This window comes from Vibrio algarum (genome assembly GCF_028204155.1).
Lineage (GTDB): Bacteria > Pseudomonadota > Gammaproteobacteria > Enterobacterales > Vibrionaceae > Vibrio > Vibrio algarum.
Genome location: NZ_JAQLOI010000001.1, coordinates 320,054 through 333,289, shown reverse-complemented (window position 1 = coordinate 333,289; position 13,236 = coordinate 320,054). Strand labels below are relative to the sequence as shown.

11 protein-coding genes and 1 pseudogene are annotated in these 13,236 nt (G+C 39.9%); 10 read left to right on the top strand and 2 right to left on the bottom strand.

All coding sequences use genetic code 11. The annotated features are described in order from the left end of the window. Window positions 1–55: 55 nt before the first annotated feature. The 6 genes and pseudogenes from ubiE (at window position 56) to tatC (ending at window position 4,794) form a co-directional block, all read left to right on the top strand. Window positions 56–838, top strand: a complete 783-nt coding sequence (gene ubiE, locus PGX00_RS01710) for a bifunctional demethylmenaquinone methyltransferase/2-methoxy-6-polyprenyl-1,4-benzoquinol methylase UbiE (RefSeq protein ID WP_272132394.1) — start codon at window positions 56–58, stop codon at window positions 836–838. A gap of 14 nt (window positions 839–852) precedes the next feature. Next, on the top strand, window positions 853–1,470 hold the full coding sequence (locus PGX00_RS01705; RefSeq protein WP_272132392.1) for a ubiquinone biosynthesis accessory factor UbiJ: 618 nt from the start codon (window positions 853–855) through the stop codon (window positions 1,468–1,470). After that, a complete protein-coding gene (ubiB, locus tag PGX00_RS01700) occupies window positions 1,467–3,101 on the top strand; it encodes a ubiquinone biosynthesis regulatory protein kinase UbiB (RefSeq protein ID WP_272132390.1) in 1,635 nt (544 codons plus the stop codon). The genes PGX00_RS01705 and ubiB overlap by 4 nt, the downstream gene beginning before the upstream one ends. Before the next feature lie 219 nt (window positions 3,102–3,320). Then, window positions 3,321–3,569 (top strand): Sec-independent protein translocase subunit TatA, encoded by a 249-nt coding sequence (tatA, locus tag PGX00_RS01695; RefSeq protein WP_272132389.1) that lies wholly within the window; start codon window positions 3,321–3,323, stop codon window positions 3,567–3,569. Between the two features lie 3 nt (window positions 3,570–3,572). After that, window positions 3,573–3,953: a Sec-independent protein translocase protein TatB gene (tatB, locus tag PGX00_RS01690; RefSeq protein ID WP_272132388.1), complete on the top strand. Its 381-nt coding sequence runs from the start codon at window positions 3,573–3,575 to the stop codon at window positions 3,951–3,953. An 83-nt stretch (window positions 3,954–4,036) separates the two neighbouring features. Continuing rightward, window positions 4,037–4,794 (top strand): annotated as a pseudogene (tatC, locus tag PGX00_RS01685) (twin-arginine translocase subunit TatC). Window positions 4,795–4,851: 57 nt separating this feature from the next. Here the strand turns inward: tatC and PGX00_RS01680 are convergent. Next, window positions 4,852–5,616 (bottom strand): TatD family hydrolase, encoded by a 765-nt coding sequence (locus PGX00_RS01680; protein WP_272132386.1) that lies wholly within the window; start codon window positions 5,614–5,616, stop codon window positions 4,852–4,854. Window positions 5,617–5,773: 157 nt separating this feature from the next. On the opposite strand from PGX00_RS01680, the gene hemB reads away from it, so the two are divergent. The 3 genes from hemB to PGX00_RS23090 all read left to right on the top strand — a co-directional run bounded on the left by hemB (window position 5,774) and on the right by PGX00_RS23090 (window position 10,482). Beyond that, window positions 5,774–6,814 carry a porphobilinogen synthase gene (gene hemB / locus PGX00_RS01675; RefSeq protein WP_272132384.1) on the top strand — a complete coding sequence of 347 codons (1,041 nt, stop codon included), beginning with the start codon at window positions 5,774–5,776 and terminating at the stop codon, window positions 6,812–6,814. Window positions 6,815–7,436: 622 nt separating this feature from the next. Continuing rightward, window positions 7,437–10,241 carry a DNA polymerase I gene (gene polA, locus PGX00_RS01670; RefSeq protein WP_272132382.1) on the top strand — a complete coding sequence of 935 codons (2,805 nt, stop codon included), beginning with the start codon at window positions 7,437–7,439 and terminating at the stop codon, window positions 10,239–10,241. Between the two features lie 193 nt (window positions 10,242–10,434). Next, window positions 10,435–10,482: a hypothetical protein gene (locus tag PGX00_RS23090; RefSeq protein WP_438356636.1), complete on the top strand. Its 48-nt coding sequence runs from the start codon at window positions 10,435–10,437 to the stop codon at window positions 10,480–10,482. Window positions 10,483–11,021: 539 nt separating this feature from the next. On the opposite strand, the gene yihA is transcribed toward PGX00_RS23090, so the two are convergent. After that, complete coding sequence (gene yihA, locus PGX00_RS01665) at window positions 11,022–11,714, bottom strand: ribosome biogenesis GTP-binding protein YihA/YsxC (RefSeq protein ID WP_272132381.1); 693 nt, start codon at window positions 11,712–11,714, stop codon at window positions 11,022–11,024. A 189-nt stretch (window positions 11,715–11,903) separates the two neighbouring features. Between yihA and PGX00_RS01660 the strand changes: the two genes are divergently transcribed. Continuing rightward, entirely contained in the window at window positions 11,904–12,521 is a 618-nt protein-coding gene (locus PGX00_RS01660) for a c-type cytochrome (RefSeq protein ID WP_272132379.1), read from the top strand. Window positions 12,522–13,236: the final 715 nt, after the last annotated feature.

Sequence of the window (13,236 nt, the reverse complement as noted above, 5' to 3'; positions counted from 1 at the left end):
AAGGATTATAGTTAATTAAAAAGCCGTTATTACGGTATTGCACAAGAGGAAGAAAATGACAGATATAAGCCTAAATGACAACTCAGCGATACCGTCAGATGAGACAACCCACTTTGGTTTTCAAACCGTTGCAAAAGAAGAAAAAGTAGCCAAAGTAGCAGAAGTATTTCATTCAGTAGCAACCAAATACGACATCATGAACGATTTAATGTCAGGTGGCGTACATCGGATATGGAAGCGCTTCACTATTGATTGTAGTGGCGCGAGACCAGGCCACAAAGTTCTAGATCTTGGTGGCGGTACAGGAGACTTAACGGCAAAGTTTTCTCGAATAGTCGGTGATAAAGGGCATGTTATTCTTGCGGATATTAATAACTCCATGTTGAATGTTGGCCGCGATAAGCTACGTGATATTGGCGTTGTTGGTAATGTGCATTATGTACAGGCAAATGCAGAAGAACTGCCTTTTCCTGATGATTATTTTGATTGTATTACCATTAGTTTTTGTCTGAGAAATGTAACAGACAAAGATAAAGCATTACGTTCAATGTTTCGTGTTCTTAAACCGGGTGGACGACTATTGGTATTAGAATTTTCTAAGCCAGTTTTAGAGCCGTTATCTAAGATTTATGACACTTACTCATTTTACTTGCTTCCTAAAATGGGGCAATTGATAGCGAATGATTCAGAAAGCTATCGATATCTAGCAGAGTCTATCCGTATGCATCCGGATCAAGAAACACTGAAAGGTATGATGGATACGGCCGGTTTTGAAAAAACCAGTTTTTATAATCTTACTGGTGGTATTGTCGCTTTACATCGCGGCTACAAGTTCTAAGGTTGAGGTGACCAATGCTTGATCTAGGATTGACGGACCAAATTGCGACAGCAACAATTGAGACGGCTATAAATGCCGCGTTAAAGGATAACCCTGATCATGGGCGACGTTTAAATCGACTTAAAGGGCAAGTACTACAAGTTCATTTAATTGAGCTAAAAAAGAAACTGACCTTTGTGTTTAGTCAGCAGGTTGATGTATTGGCCACTTATGAAGGCTCGCCAGATTGTTACCTTTCTTTGCACTTAGCAGTACTTCCCCAATTAAAAGATCAGAACAATATCACTCACCTCATAAAACAAGAAAAAATAGAACTTGAAGGTGACTTAAAATTAGCTCAGCAGTTCTCGCAATTAATGGCAGATTGTAAGCCAGACATTGAAGAATTGATGTCGAGATTTACGGGAGATATTGTTGCTCATACGGTTGTTCAAAGTGCTAAAGACACGAATCGATGGATAAAAAAACAAGCCAGTAAGCATCAAAGTCATGTCGCTCAAGTACTGACGGAAGAGTGGAAAGTGGCTCCGAGCCCTCTGGAGGTTGCTTCTTTTTGTGATCAAGTTACAGATATTCAATTGGTCACAGATAAGCTAGAAAAACGATTTATCCACTTGTTGGAGAAAGTATGAGACCAGCAGAGTTACGACGCCTATACCAGATTACCAAAGTACAATTAGAGTATGGACTAGACGAGCTAATCCCTGAGCACGATTTAACAAAGACACCTTTGCTCGCTCGCAAAGCGCTTTTCTGGATAAAGAATAAACATCAGGATAAAGCTCTAGGTGTCAGATTACGTCTAGCGTTGCAAGAATTAGGACCCGTTTGGATTAAGTTTGGTCAGATGATGTCGACCCGTCGTGATCTCTTCCCTCCTTACTTAGCTGACCAACTTGCATTATTGCAGGATCGTGTCGCTCCATTTGATGGCCAAGAGGCCAAAAATCAAATGGAAAAGGCGTTAGGTGGGAATCTAGAAAATTGGTTTACGGATTTTGATATTGAACCATTAGCTTCTGCATCAATTGCTCAAGTACATACAGCGAAATTAAAAGATAGCGGTAGAGAAATCGTACTAAAGATCATTCGCCCAGATATTCGCCCTGTTATAGATGCAGATATTAAACTGATGTATCGAATGGCTAAAATCGTTGCTAAAGCAACACCTGAAGCGAAGCGATTAAGGCCTGTTGAAGTTATACGTGAGTATGAAAAAACATTAATTGATGAACTGGATCTTCGACGTGAAGCAGCGAATGCGATACAGCTAAGACGGAATTTTGAAGGGAGTGAAGAACTCTACGTTCCTGAGGTTATTACCGATCTGAGCAGTGAAGCATTAATGGTTTCTGAGCGAATCTACGGTATTCAGGTTTCTGATATTGAGGGGTTAGTCGCTAACGGCACGAACATGAAGCTGCTTGCAGAACGGGGTGTGAGTGTTTTCTTTACTCAAGTCTTCCGTGACAGTTTTTTTCACGCTGATATGCATCCGGGTAACGTATTTGTTAACCCCGAACATGCAGAAAATCCACAATGGATTGGTCTTGATTGTGGCATTGTGGGCACACTGAACACGGAGGATAAGCGCTATCTTGCTGAAAATCTTCTTGCCTTTTTCAATCGGGATTATCGAAAAGTCGCCGAATTGCACGTAGATTCGGGCTGGGTGCCAGCCGATACGAATGTACAGGAGTTCGAATTTGCTATCCGAATCGTATGTGAGCCTATATTTGCTAAGCCCTTATGTGAAATTTCCTTTGGTCATGTGTTATTGAATCTATTCAATACAGCTCGCCGTTTTAATATGGAAGTGCAACCGCAGTTAATACTGCTACAAAAAACCTTACTTTATGTCGAAGGTTTAGGCAGACAACTTTATCCACAACTAGATTTATGGGATACAGCTAAACCATTTTTAGAAAAGTGGATGGCCAATCAAGTGGGTCCTCAAGCTGTTGTGAATGCAATTAAAGATAAAGCGCCATTCTGGGCTGAGCGATTGCCAGAACTTCCGGAGTTGCTCTATGATAGCCTTAAGCAAGGCAAAGCAATGAACCAGAAAATGGAGCTACTTTATTCGGGTTACCGAGCTACCAAAGAACAGCATGCGAAAGGCAAGCTTATTTTTGGGGTTGGTGCTACATTAGTGATCTGTTCTGCGATTTTGTTACTCAGCCCTTACCAGAACGGTGCGATAGCGTCAGGCATTATGGGTGCAATTTGTTGGTTGGTGAGTTGGCGAGTACACAGCAAATAAAAATCAGCAAGCCTGTAAAATAGAACTTTGTTAATGAGTTTTCATATTTTTTGGTATTCATTAACTTTATGACATTTGTCTTTTTAATCCTACCCATGAGTAGGTAGTGGCATTGTAGATGTCACATTTTACTTGCTTAATTGGCGTGTACAGGGTAAATAACAAGTACACTAGCATACTTATTTATAGTCTAATTTATATAACCCGAGGTATTGGATAATGGGCGGTATTAGTATTTGGCAGTTGCTTATCATAGCAGTTATCGTTGTATTACTATTTGGAACAAAAAAACTACGCAACATGGGTGGTGATTTAGGTTCAGCAGTAAAAGGTTTCAAAAATGCGATGAGTGACGACGATGCTGCGAAAAAAGTAGAAAAAGACGCAGATTTTGAGCCGCAAAACTTAGAGCAAAAATCTGAGCAAGCTTCTGCACAAGAAGTTAAAAAAGATAAAGAGAAGGTTTAACCTGTGTTTGATATCGGTTTTTGGGAACTGGTATTAATATCTGTTGTAGGCTTAGTTGTACTTGGCCCGGAGCGTTTACCTGTTGCAATACGTAGTATCTCTAAATTTATCAACAGCGCGAAGGCAATGGCAAATGGGGTGAAAGATGAACTTACCCATGAGCTTAAAATCCAAGAACTACAAGATAACCTTAAGAAAGCCGAAAAAATGGGGATGGAAGAACTCGCCCCGGACTTAAAAGCATCAGTTGAAGAGCTGAAGCAAGCGGCTGCAGATGTTCAAAGACCTTATGCTACAGACTCAAAATCAACTGATGCGACTGAACCTAATAACAAGGTAAGCGCAACAAAAGATGAAGTGTCCGAAGCAAAAAAGCTCGATTAATCACGCTATGATTAATTCGGCGTCATTGTGATGAGAGCTGCCGAACAAGCAGCTCTTTCTGTTTTTCCAATTAGAGGTTTAATATGGCATCAGTTGAACAAACCCAACCTTTGATTAGTCATCTACTTGAGCTTAGAAATCGTCTTTTAAGAGCGATGTTGTCTGTACTTATTGTTTTTGTTGGTCTTATTTACTTTGCTAATGACATCTACGAGTTTGTTTCGTCTCCATTAGTTGATCGATTGCCTGAAGGGGCAACGATGATAGCAACAGATGTTGCCTCGCCATTTTTCACGCCACTTAAATTAACGCTGATAGCGTCTATATTTGTGTCTGTACCGTTTATCCTCTATCAAGTATGGGGCTTTGTCGCACCAGGTTTGTATAAGCACGAACGTAAGCTTATTATGCCGCTTCTTTTTCAAGCTCACTGCTTTTTTATTGCGGTGTTGCGTTTGCTTATTATGTGGTGTTTCCGCTCGTATTTAGTTTCTTTACAGCCATATCTTTAGGTGGGGTAGAGTTTGCTACTGACATTTCAAGCTATCTGGATTTTGTATTAGCGCTATTTTTTGCTTTCGGTATCGCTTTTGAAGTACCTGTCGCGATTATCTTACTCTGTTGGACTGGTGCTACCGATGCCAAAAGTTTGGCTGAGAAGAGGCCATATATAGTTGTAGCGGCTTTTGTTTTTGGAATGATGTTAACGCCACCTGATATGATTTCTCAAACACTGCTTGCGATTCCTATGTGTATATTATTTGAAGTAGGACTATTCTTTGCTCGTTTTTATGTAAAAAAAGACGAAGATGATACAAGTGAAGAAGAGACAAAGGCTTAATACTAAAAAGCGAGTGAATTCCCCACTCGCTTTTTCCGTTTTAGTGACCTCACTATTTTAGATTAATCTAAATAGCTTGTTAGCGTTCTCAGTCGTCAACCTATCTACCTCATTGACGTCTAACCCTCTTAATTCTGCAATTCGTTTAGCAACTAAAGCCGTATACGACGGTTCGTTACGTTTGCCTCTATGAGGTACTGGCGCGAGATATGGGCAGTCTGTTTCCAGAATGACATAATCTAAATCTAGGCTCGGAATCACTTTATCCATTCCTCCATTTTTGAAGGTTGAGACGCCGCCCAAACCAAGGTGAAAGCCTAAATCATTTATTGCTTTTGCTTGTTCAATACTGCCGCCAAAACAATGAAACACACCTGATAAGGTGCCATTTTGCTCACTGCGCAATAACTGGAGGGTTTCTTCAATCGAATCACGAGTATGGATCACGACAGGCAACTTCATCTCTTTAGCCCAATTCAACTGGGTAATGAATGCGTGCTCTTGCTCTGTTTTGTAAGTCTTATCCCAATATAGGTCGATACCGATCTCTCCGACAGCAATAAAATGGTGTTTTTCAAACCAAGAGTAAATAGTTGAAAGGGACTGTTTAACATCAGAATTAACGTAACAAGGGTGAAGCCCCATCATTGAATGGCAGATATCAGGATACTGCGCTTCAGTAGCCAGCATGGGCTGGATAGAATCTAAATCAATATTCGGTAGCAATATCTTGTCTACTCCTTGAGACAGAGCCCTTTGAATCACTTGATCTCGATCGTTATCAAATTCAGCAGCGTATATGTGAGCATGGGTATCAATCATTATTGTTTCTCTAGTTGGCGAACTCATTGGCAGTATATATTGAATTTGTGCTCTATAGAGAATTTCTACCCCATTAACCTCCTATCCAATATCGACAATGATATGATACAAATAATTAGTTAAGTGATAAGCACGAAGTAAATTTTAGGAGAGCCAAGTGTCTGTTTCTATTAAAGGTGAATTCCCAGTACGACGTATGCGTCGTATGCGCAAGCATGATTTTAGTCGACGTTTAATGGCCGAAAATCAAGTAACTGCAAATGATCTTATCTACCCTATGTTTATCCTGATGGGGAAAAACCGTCGAGAAACCGTCGATTCAATGCCAGGTGTAGAACGTCTGTCTATTGACTTGATGTTAGAGGAAGCTCAGTTACTTGCTAAGTTAGGTGTACCCGCTATCGCGTTATTTCCTGTGGTTAATCAAGATGTAAAAAGCCTATGTGCTCAAGAGGCGTTTAACTCTGAAGGGTTGGCACAAAGGGCCGTCCGAGCATTAAAAGAACATGTCCCAGAAATGGGGGTGATCACAGATGTTGCATTGGATCCGTTCACGACACACGGTCAAGATGGCATTATCGATGAAACCGGCTATGTCATGAATGAAGAAACGACAGAAGTGTTAATTAAGCAAGCGCTCTCACATGCGCAAGCGGGTGCCGACGTTGTTGCTCCATCAGATATGATGGATGGCAGAATAGGCCGTATCCGAGAAGCTTTAGAAGAAGCCGGTTACATACACACTCAAATTATGGCTTATTCGGCAAAGTATGCCTCGAACTATTATGGCCCGTTTAGAGATGCTGTCGGATCTGCAGCGAATTTAAAAGGTGGGAATAAGAAAAATTACCAGATGGACCCAGCTAATAGTGATGAAGCCTTGCAAGAAGTCGCAATGGATATCAACGAAGGGGCTGATATGGTGATGGTTAAGCCTGGTATGCCGTATTTGGATATTGTTCGTCGAGTTAAATCAGAGTTACAAGTTCCTACTTTTGCATATCAAGTCTCCGGTGAATATGCGATGCACAAGGCTGCAATTCAAAATGGTTGGCTGAAAGAGAGAGAAACAGTATTGGAATCTTTACTGTGCTTTAAGCGAGCAGGTGCTGACGGCATTCTCACTTACTTTGCGAAAGACGTTGCACTTTGGCTAGCAGAGGAGAATGCAAAAGCCAAAGAGAGCATCAACGAATAGTGTCGGCCTAGGCATTTAGATTTGAAAATAGAGCCTAATGGCTCTATTTTTTCATATTTAAGAATTATTCTCAAATAAACCTTGCAATACGAATGATAATTGTTATCATCTCTATGTCTTCAAGATAAAAATCAATGCTTGTTTGAGGGATTGAATTTTTCTTATTGACACGACATTGCTCACATTGCTTCCAGTGTATTCAGCTTTTAGGTTAAGCGCGTTAGTATTTCGCTTTTCCTTGTTATGCTAAGCGACATCTTTTGATGTCGCTTTCTTTTTTGTCACTATCTTATATTCAATAACCGACGCGTTGTGGCACTCGAAAATAATTATCTTTTGCCTTGCTAAGAACTTTTCCACAATCAAGGATCAATTCATGATCTTTGTTGTAATTGGTGTATTGCATTTAAATTATTGATATTTATCTATTATATGCTCTATTTTTGGTTTTTATGTTTGGTTAATTATTAAACGATCAGAAAGTACAAACAGACTTATCCACAGAAAAGTGTCTCTGTTTATATCAACATGTGCATGCTCGGTCTTTTTATCTGGATGGATAATAATGGCTGTTCATGGCATTCTAAGTGAATAATTTCTCCCTGTTCTGGATTGTAAACTCATGGCAAGCATCCCTGAAAACCCGTTGATTCTTATCGATGGTTCCTCTTATCTCTATCGAGCATTTCACGCATACCCTGATTCAATGAGTAATGGCGATATACCAACTAATGCCATTTATGGCGTTGTTAACATGTTGCGAAGCATGATGCGTCAGTTTTCTACTGAAAAAATAGCGGTCATATTTGATGCGAAAGGAAAAACTTTCAGGGATGACATGTATCCAGAATATAAAGCCAATCGCCCTTCAATGCCTGATGAATTACGCTGTCAAATAGAGCCGCTTTATAACGTTATAAGAGCGATGGGATTGCCTTTAATCTCTATCCCTGGTGTTGAAGCTGATGATGTTATAGGAACATTGGCTTCACAAGCATCTAAAGCTGGTATGCCAGTTCTGATAAGTACTGGCGACAAAGACATGGCGCAGCTTGTTGATGATAACGTAACCTTGATCAACACAATGACGAATGTTGTGATGGATAGAGATGGAGTAATCGAAAAATTTGGTATTCCTCCGGAGCTGATTATCGACTATCTAGCGTTAATGGGAGATAAGGTTGATAACATACCAGGTGTTCCTGGGGTTGGAGATAAAACTGCCACGGCACTTCTTCAAGGTATAGGTAGCATAGAAAAGCTTTACAACAGTTTAGATGATATCGCAGGTTTAGGTTTTCGTGGTTCTAAGACCATGGCTAAGAAACTGGTTGATAATAAAGACAATGCGTATATGTCTTACGAGCTCGCTACTATCAAGCTCGATGTAGAGCTAGAAGAAACGCATGATACGTTGTTAAAACAAGTTCCAAATCGTGATGAACTCATCGAGCTCTATGGGAAGCTGGTGTTTAAGTCTTGGTTAAACGAACTGTTAGAGGGTGGAACCGGAGTTGTCGAGGCTGATGATAAGTCTGGTCGCGTTGGTTCATCTGCGGCTTCAGAGTCCACTGCATCTATTTCTACCTTAGATAACAGCGCAGTCAAAATAGATCGCAGTCAATATGAAACGGTTCTGAGCGAAGAAAGCTTTAATCGTTGGTTAGATAGATTAAAGGAATGTGAACTCTTTGCCTTTGATACAGAAACAGACAGTTTAGACTATATGGTTGCTAATCTAGTTGGGCTCTCTTTTGCTGTCGACGAGGGAGTGGCAGCTTATGTTCCTTTGATGCACGATTATATGGATGCGCCTGAGCAGCTAAACCGAGAGTGGGTTTTATCGAAACTTAAGCCCATCCTAGAAGATGGATCTCGTGCAAAAGTAGGCCAAAATCTCAAATACGATGCCAGTGTCCTCGCTCGCTATGATATTGAAATGAAAGGTATCAAGCACGACACTATGCTTGCTTCCTATGTTTATAATAGCGTTGGAGGCAGACATGATATGGACAGTCTGGCTCTTCGATTTCTCCAGCACAGCTGTATTTCTTTTGAGACAATAGCCGGCAAAGGGAAAAAGCAACTCACTTTTAATCAAATAGATTTAGAGCAGGCATCTCCATATGCAGCAGAAGATGCGGACGTTACTTTGCGTTTGCATAATCGATTACATGCTGAAATAGAGAAAGATGAGAAAATTAAATCGGTCTATGAAGAAATAGAGATGCCACTTGTTCCGGTGCTGTCTCGTATAGAAAGAACCGGTGTATTTATTGATGACATGCTGCTATCTGCACAATCTCAAGAAATTGCTGTTCGTTTAGACGAGCTAGAAAAAGAAACATATGAGATTGCTGGTCAGGAATTTAATCTAAGCTCACCAAAGCAGCTTCAAGCGATTCTTTTTGAAAAAATGGGTTTGCCTGTCATTAAGAAGACACCGTCAGGTGCGCCATCGACGAATGAAGAAGTACTGCAAGAACTCGCTCTGGATTACCCATTACCCAAGCGAATCTTGGAATACCGAGGATTAGCTAAATTAAAATCAACATATACCGATAAGCTTCCTAAAATGATTAATGCCGAAACTGGTCGGGTGCACACTTCTTACCATCAAGCTGTTACCGCCACTGGACGACTTTCATCAACCGATCCTAACTTACAAAACATTCCAATTCGAAATGAAGAAGGGCGTCGTATACGCCAAGCCTTTGTTGCACCACATGGTTGGAAAATATTGGCTGTGGATTATTCACAAATCGAACTTCGGATTATGGCGCATCTTTCCGGCGATAAAGCACTATTAGATGCCTTTAAAAATGGTAAAGATATCCATGCGGCTACGGCCGCAGAAGTTATGGGCGTTAACATAGAAGACGTTAGTAGTGAGCAGCGTCGTCGTGCTAAAGCAATTAACTTTGGACTTATATATGGTATGAGTGCCTTTGGTTTGGCTAAACAACTTGGTATCCCGAGGCATGAAGCTCAAGAGTATATGAATACTTATTTTGAACGTTATCCCGGCGTATTGCAGTATATGGAAGATACGCGTTCCCAAGCATCGGAGCAGGGCTATGTCGAGACAATATTTGGAAGGAAGCTGTATCTTCCTGAAATTAAATCTCGAAATGGTATGCGTAGAAAAGCAGCTGAGCGTGCAGCGATTAATGCACCAATGCAAGGTACGGCAGCGGACATAATCAAGAAAGCAATGCTATTGGTTGATAACTGGGTGCAGTCTGAAGGTGATGGTAGAGTTCGATTGCTTATGCAGGTTCACGATGAACTGGTATTTGAGGTTGAAGAGAGCGCATTAACCGAAATTGAAATAAAAATACAGAAATTGATGGAGTCTGCTGCCCAAATAAATGTTCCTTTAGTGGCAGAAGCTGGTCATGGTGACAACTGGGATCAGGCCCACTAGACATTTTTAAGCATTAAAGCCAATAATTTTATGAGCCAGCGCACAATTAGCTGGCTTTTTTTAATCAAAAATAAAGTAGCGTGATCTCAGTCACTTATGTATTTTTTACCAATAATCATGAAAAAAATTACAAAAAGTATTTTCAAATATGATCGTTTGTTGTACAGTAACTCTCGTAGGGTACAGAGGTAAGATGTTCTATCTTTCAGACCTTTTGTTTCACGTTATTGGATTAGGCTAATTCAGCCGCCCCAGTCAGCATTTGACTGGGGCGTTTTTTCTTGTGGCAAACAAAACTCTATCACTGCTATAGAATCCCTTCCAATTCATTGTTTGTATAATACTATTTTTTTCATTTCCCGTTTTTATTGATCAATTAAGTCTACCTAATAACTATCGAATCTTCGATTTTTTTTACGTTTTAAATAGAATTTTTTAAGTGAATTAAGCTTAGGTGATGGAGTTAAAGTATGTCTTGTTCGTTTAGGTTTTTATGAAAACATGCAAAGACTAACTATTTACCGGAAGAAATTAAGTTACGAAAATGTTAATAAATAACTTTGTTATTAAAATTTGATGAAATGCATACTGTGATTGTAGGTTTTATGAAGTACGTAAGAGAATTTAAGAAGTCAGTCACCAAGAACGAGATAAGGTGCAATTGTGGAGATATTAAGGCTTGAGTTTTACGCTCAATTATTGAATGATTCTTTACATAATAAAATCAATATTATTCTCTCCCGTTTTCCCCACCATTCATGGTGGGGTTTTTGTTGCGACTTATTCTGCGTCGTCTACAGTATTCTCTGCACTTTCTGATACGGGAGCCTCTTCCGAAGGAACCGTCATTGCTAAAATTGCTGGTGCGAACCACGTATCAAGTTTATTACGCAGTTGGTCTACTCCAATTCCTTTCAATGATGAAAATAGATCGACGGCAACATCGCCACCATAACCTACGGCATCCTGTTTGATTTTTAAAAGTTGTGCTTTACGAGCACCACTTTTTAATTTGTCCGCTTTGGTGAGCAAAACTTGCACAGGAATATTGCTCTCTACAGCCCAAAATATAAGCTGTTGGTCAAGATCTTTCATTGGGTGACGAATATCCATTAATACAACAAGGCCTTTTAAAGACTCTCGTTTTTGCAGGTATTCACCTAAAGATTTTTGCCATTTTTTCTTCAGCTCAACGGGAACCTGTGCAAAGCCGTATCCAGGTAGATCGACAATATGGCAGTTCTCTTGAACTTTGAATAAATTAATGAGCTGGGTGCGACCTGGTGTCTTACTGGTTTTTGCTAAACTACGTTGGTTAGTCAAGCGGTTAAGTGCGCTAGATTTACCTGCATTTGATCGCCCAGCAAACGCAATTTCGATACCTTCATCTTCTGGTAAGTGACGAATATCGGGTGCACTAGTGATAAAATGCGTATTTTGATAGTGAATTTTTGCGCTCAATGTTAACTCCATCTGACTTTATGTAGTCAGTTGATTGCTTTTTTGTTAAATTGTGTAAAATAACCACGAAAGGGTAATAAAGTCGATTATTGTACCACGTCATATCTAAAAAAACGTGGTACTGGAAGCCTAGGTCTGTCTTTTTATTCAGTTATGGAAGTATGAAAAAGAAGCAGAACCTCATAATTATAATGGAATGTCATGAATAAATTAGCGCTAATCTTGGGGCTGTTTGCCAGCTTCACTGTTTGGGCCCAAGGTAATGTTGAAGCTGGTAAAGCCAAATCAGCAACTTGTGTTGCTTGTCACTCTGCCGATGGGAATAGTCAAATTACGCAGTATCCTAAAATTGCGGGTCAACATGCAGGTTATATTGAAAAGCAGCTTGCAGAACTTAAGATCGGTATGGAAACTTCAGGCGAAAAAGGTAGATACGACCCAGTAATGAGCCCAATGGCTATGTCACTATCTGATCAAGATAGATTAGATTTAGCGGCTTATTACTCTTCTATGCCTATTTCCGATAATTCAACACCTGAAAACGTAGTAGAGCAAGGAAGAGTACTTTATCTTGCTGGCAATGCAGAACGTGGCTTAACAGCTTGTGTTGCTTGTCATGGTCCGAGAGGTAATGGTACTGAGCTTTCAGGTTTTCCTAAAATATCTGGTCAGCATGCAGATTATATCAAGATTCAGTTAACCAAATTTAGAGCTGGTGAGCGAACCAATGATCTTAATGGGATGATGGGTGATATCGCTATGAAGCTTACGGATGAAGAAATAGATACGTTAGCCAAGTACGTTGGTGGTTTACACTAAGCGTACGATTTAACGTAGATAAATTAGTTAGATTTGATCCCTTAGCAGCTTATTGTGTTGCTAAGGGATTTTTTATGCGCGCAATATCACTATTGCACTAATTAGGTGATAACGAATTTCGCTTTAGACTTTGTGAGAGATTGTCCATGGTAGTTGAGCGGGTATATTTTAACCCGTTGAATATTAATACTTCTCACGCAGTCGGTTAAGTTAATCCTGATTATTTGATCTTTAGTTCTTGTTTGATATTAAGTTTGAAGTAAATTAAACAGCAAGCAAGATGCACAAACGGATTAGAAGGCCATTGATGGCCAGTACGGACACAGCTTTTTAAGCATGGACACTCAGGAAGAGAAAATGGATTTATCATAGACATGAAGTCTGTGCGATAAGGATGATCTCTCGCCTTCAAGAAAGAAGCAAGAAATGGATCAGGCTAAGGAATAGCCCAGAAGCAGGATGCAAGAAAAGGAAGCCAGAAATCATCAGGATGATGACAAACTAAAACTTGCACGGAAAGCTTTAAAAACAGATGGAACATTGTGTTCAATAGCACTATCTAGACACATTTTAGGCATTTGATGCCCAGACTTTTAAGCGACAGTTTATACTGTCGCTTTTTTTATGCTTATCTACTGTAAAGCTTTCCTTAACTTTTGTGGTGAAATAAACTCCACTATTCCTGTCAATTCTGGTATGTTTCGCATCCCAATAT

What these genes read in the sequence shown, in the direction of transcription:
- ubiE (WP_272132394.1), top strand. Translation starts at nt 56, where the DNA reads ATGACAGATATAAGCCTAAATGACAACTCAGCGATACCGTCAGATGAG.
- PGX00_RS01705 (WP_272132392.1), top strand. Translation starts at nt 853, where the DNA reads ATGCTTGATCTAGGATTGACGGACCAAATTGCGACAGCAACAATTGAG.
- ubiB (WP_272132390.1), top strand. Translation starts at nt 1,467, where the DNA reads ATGAGACCAGCAGAGTTACGACGCCTATACCAGATTACCAAAGTACAA.
- tatA (WP_272132389.1), top strand. Translation starts at nt 3,321, where the DNA reads ATGGGCGGTATTAGTATTTGGCAGTTGCTTATCATAGCAGTTATCGTT.
- PGX00_RS01680 (WP_272132386.1), bottom strand. Translation starts at nt 5,616, where the DNA reads ATGATTGATACCCATGCTCACATATACGCTGCTGAATTTGATAACGAT.
- polA (WP_272132382.1), top strand. Translation starts at nt 7,437, where the DNA reads ATGGCAAGCATCCCTGAAAACCCGTTGATTCTTATCGATGGTTCCTCT.
- yihA (WP_272132381.1), bottom strand. Translation starts at nt 11,714, where the DNA reads ATGGAGTTAACATTGAGCGCAAAAATTCACTATCAAAATACGCATTTT.
- PGX00_RS01660 (WP_272132379.1), top strand. Translation starts at nt 11,904, where the DNA reads ATGAATAAATTAGCGCTAATCTTGGGGCTGTTTGCCAGCTTCACTGTT.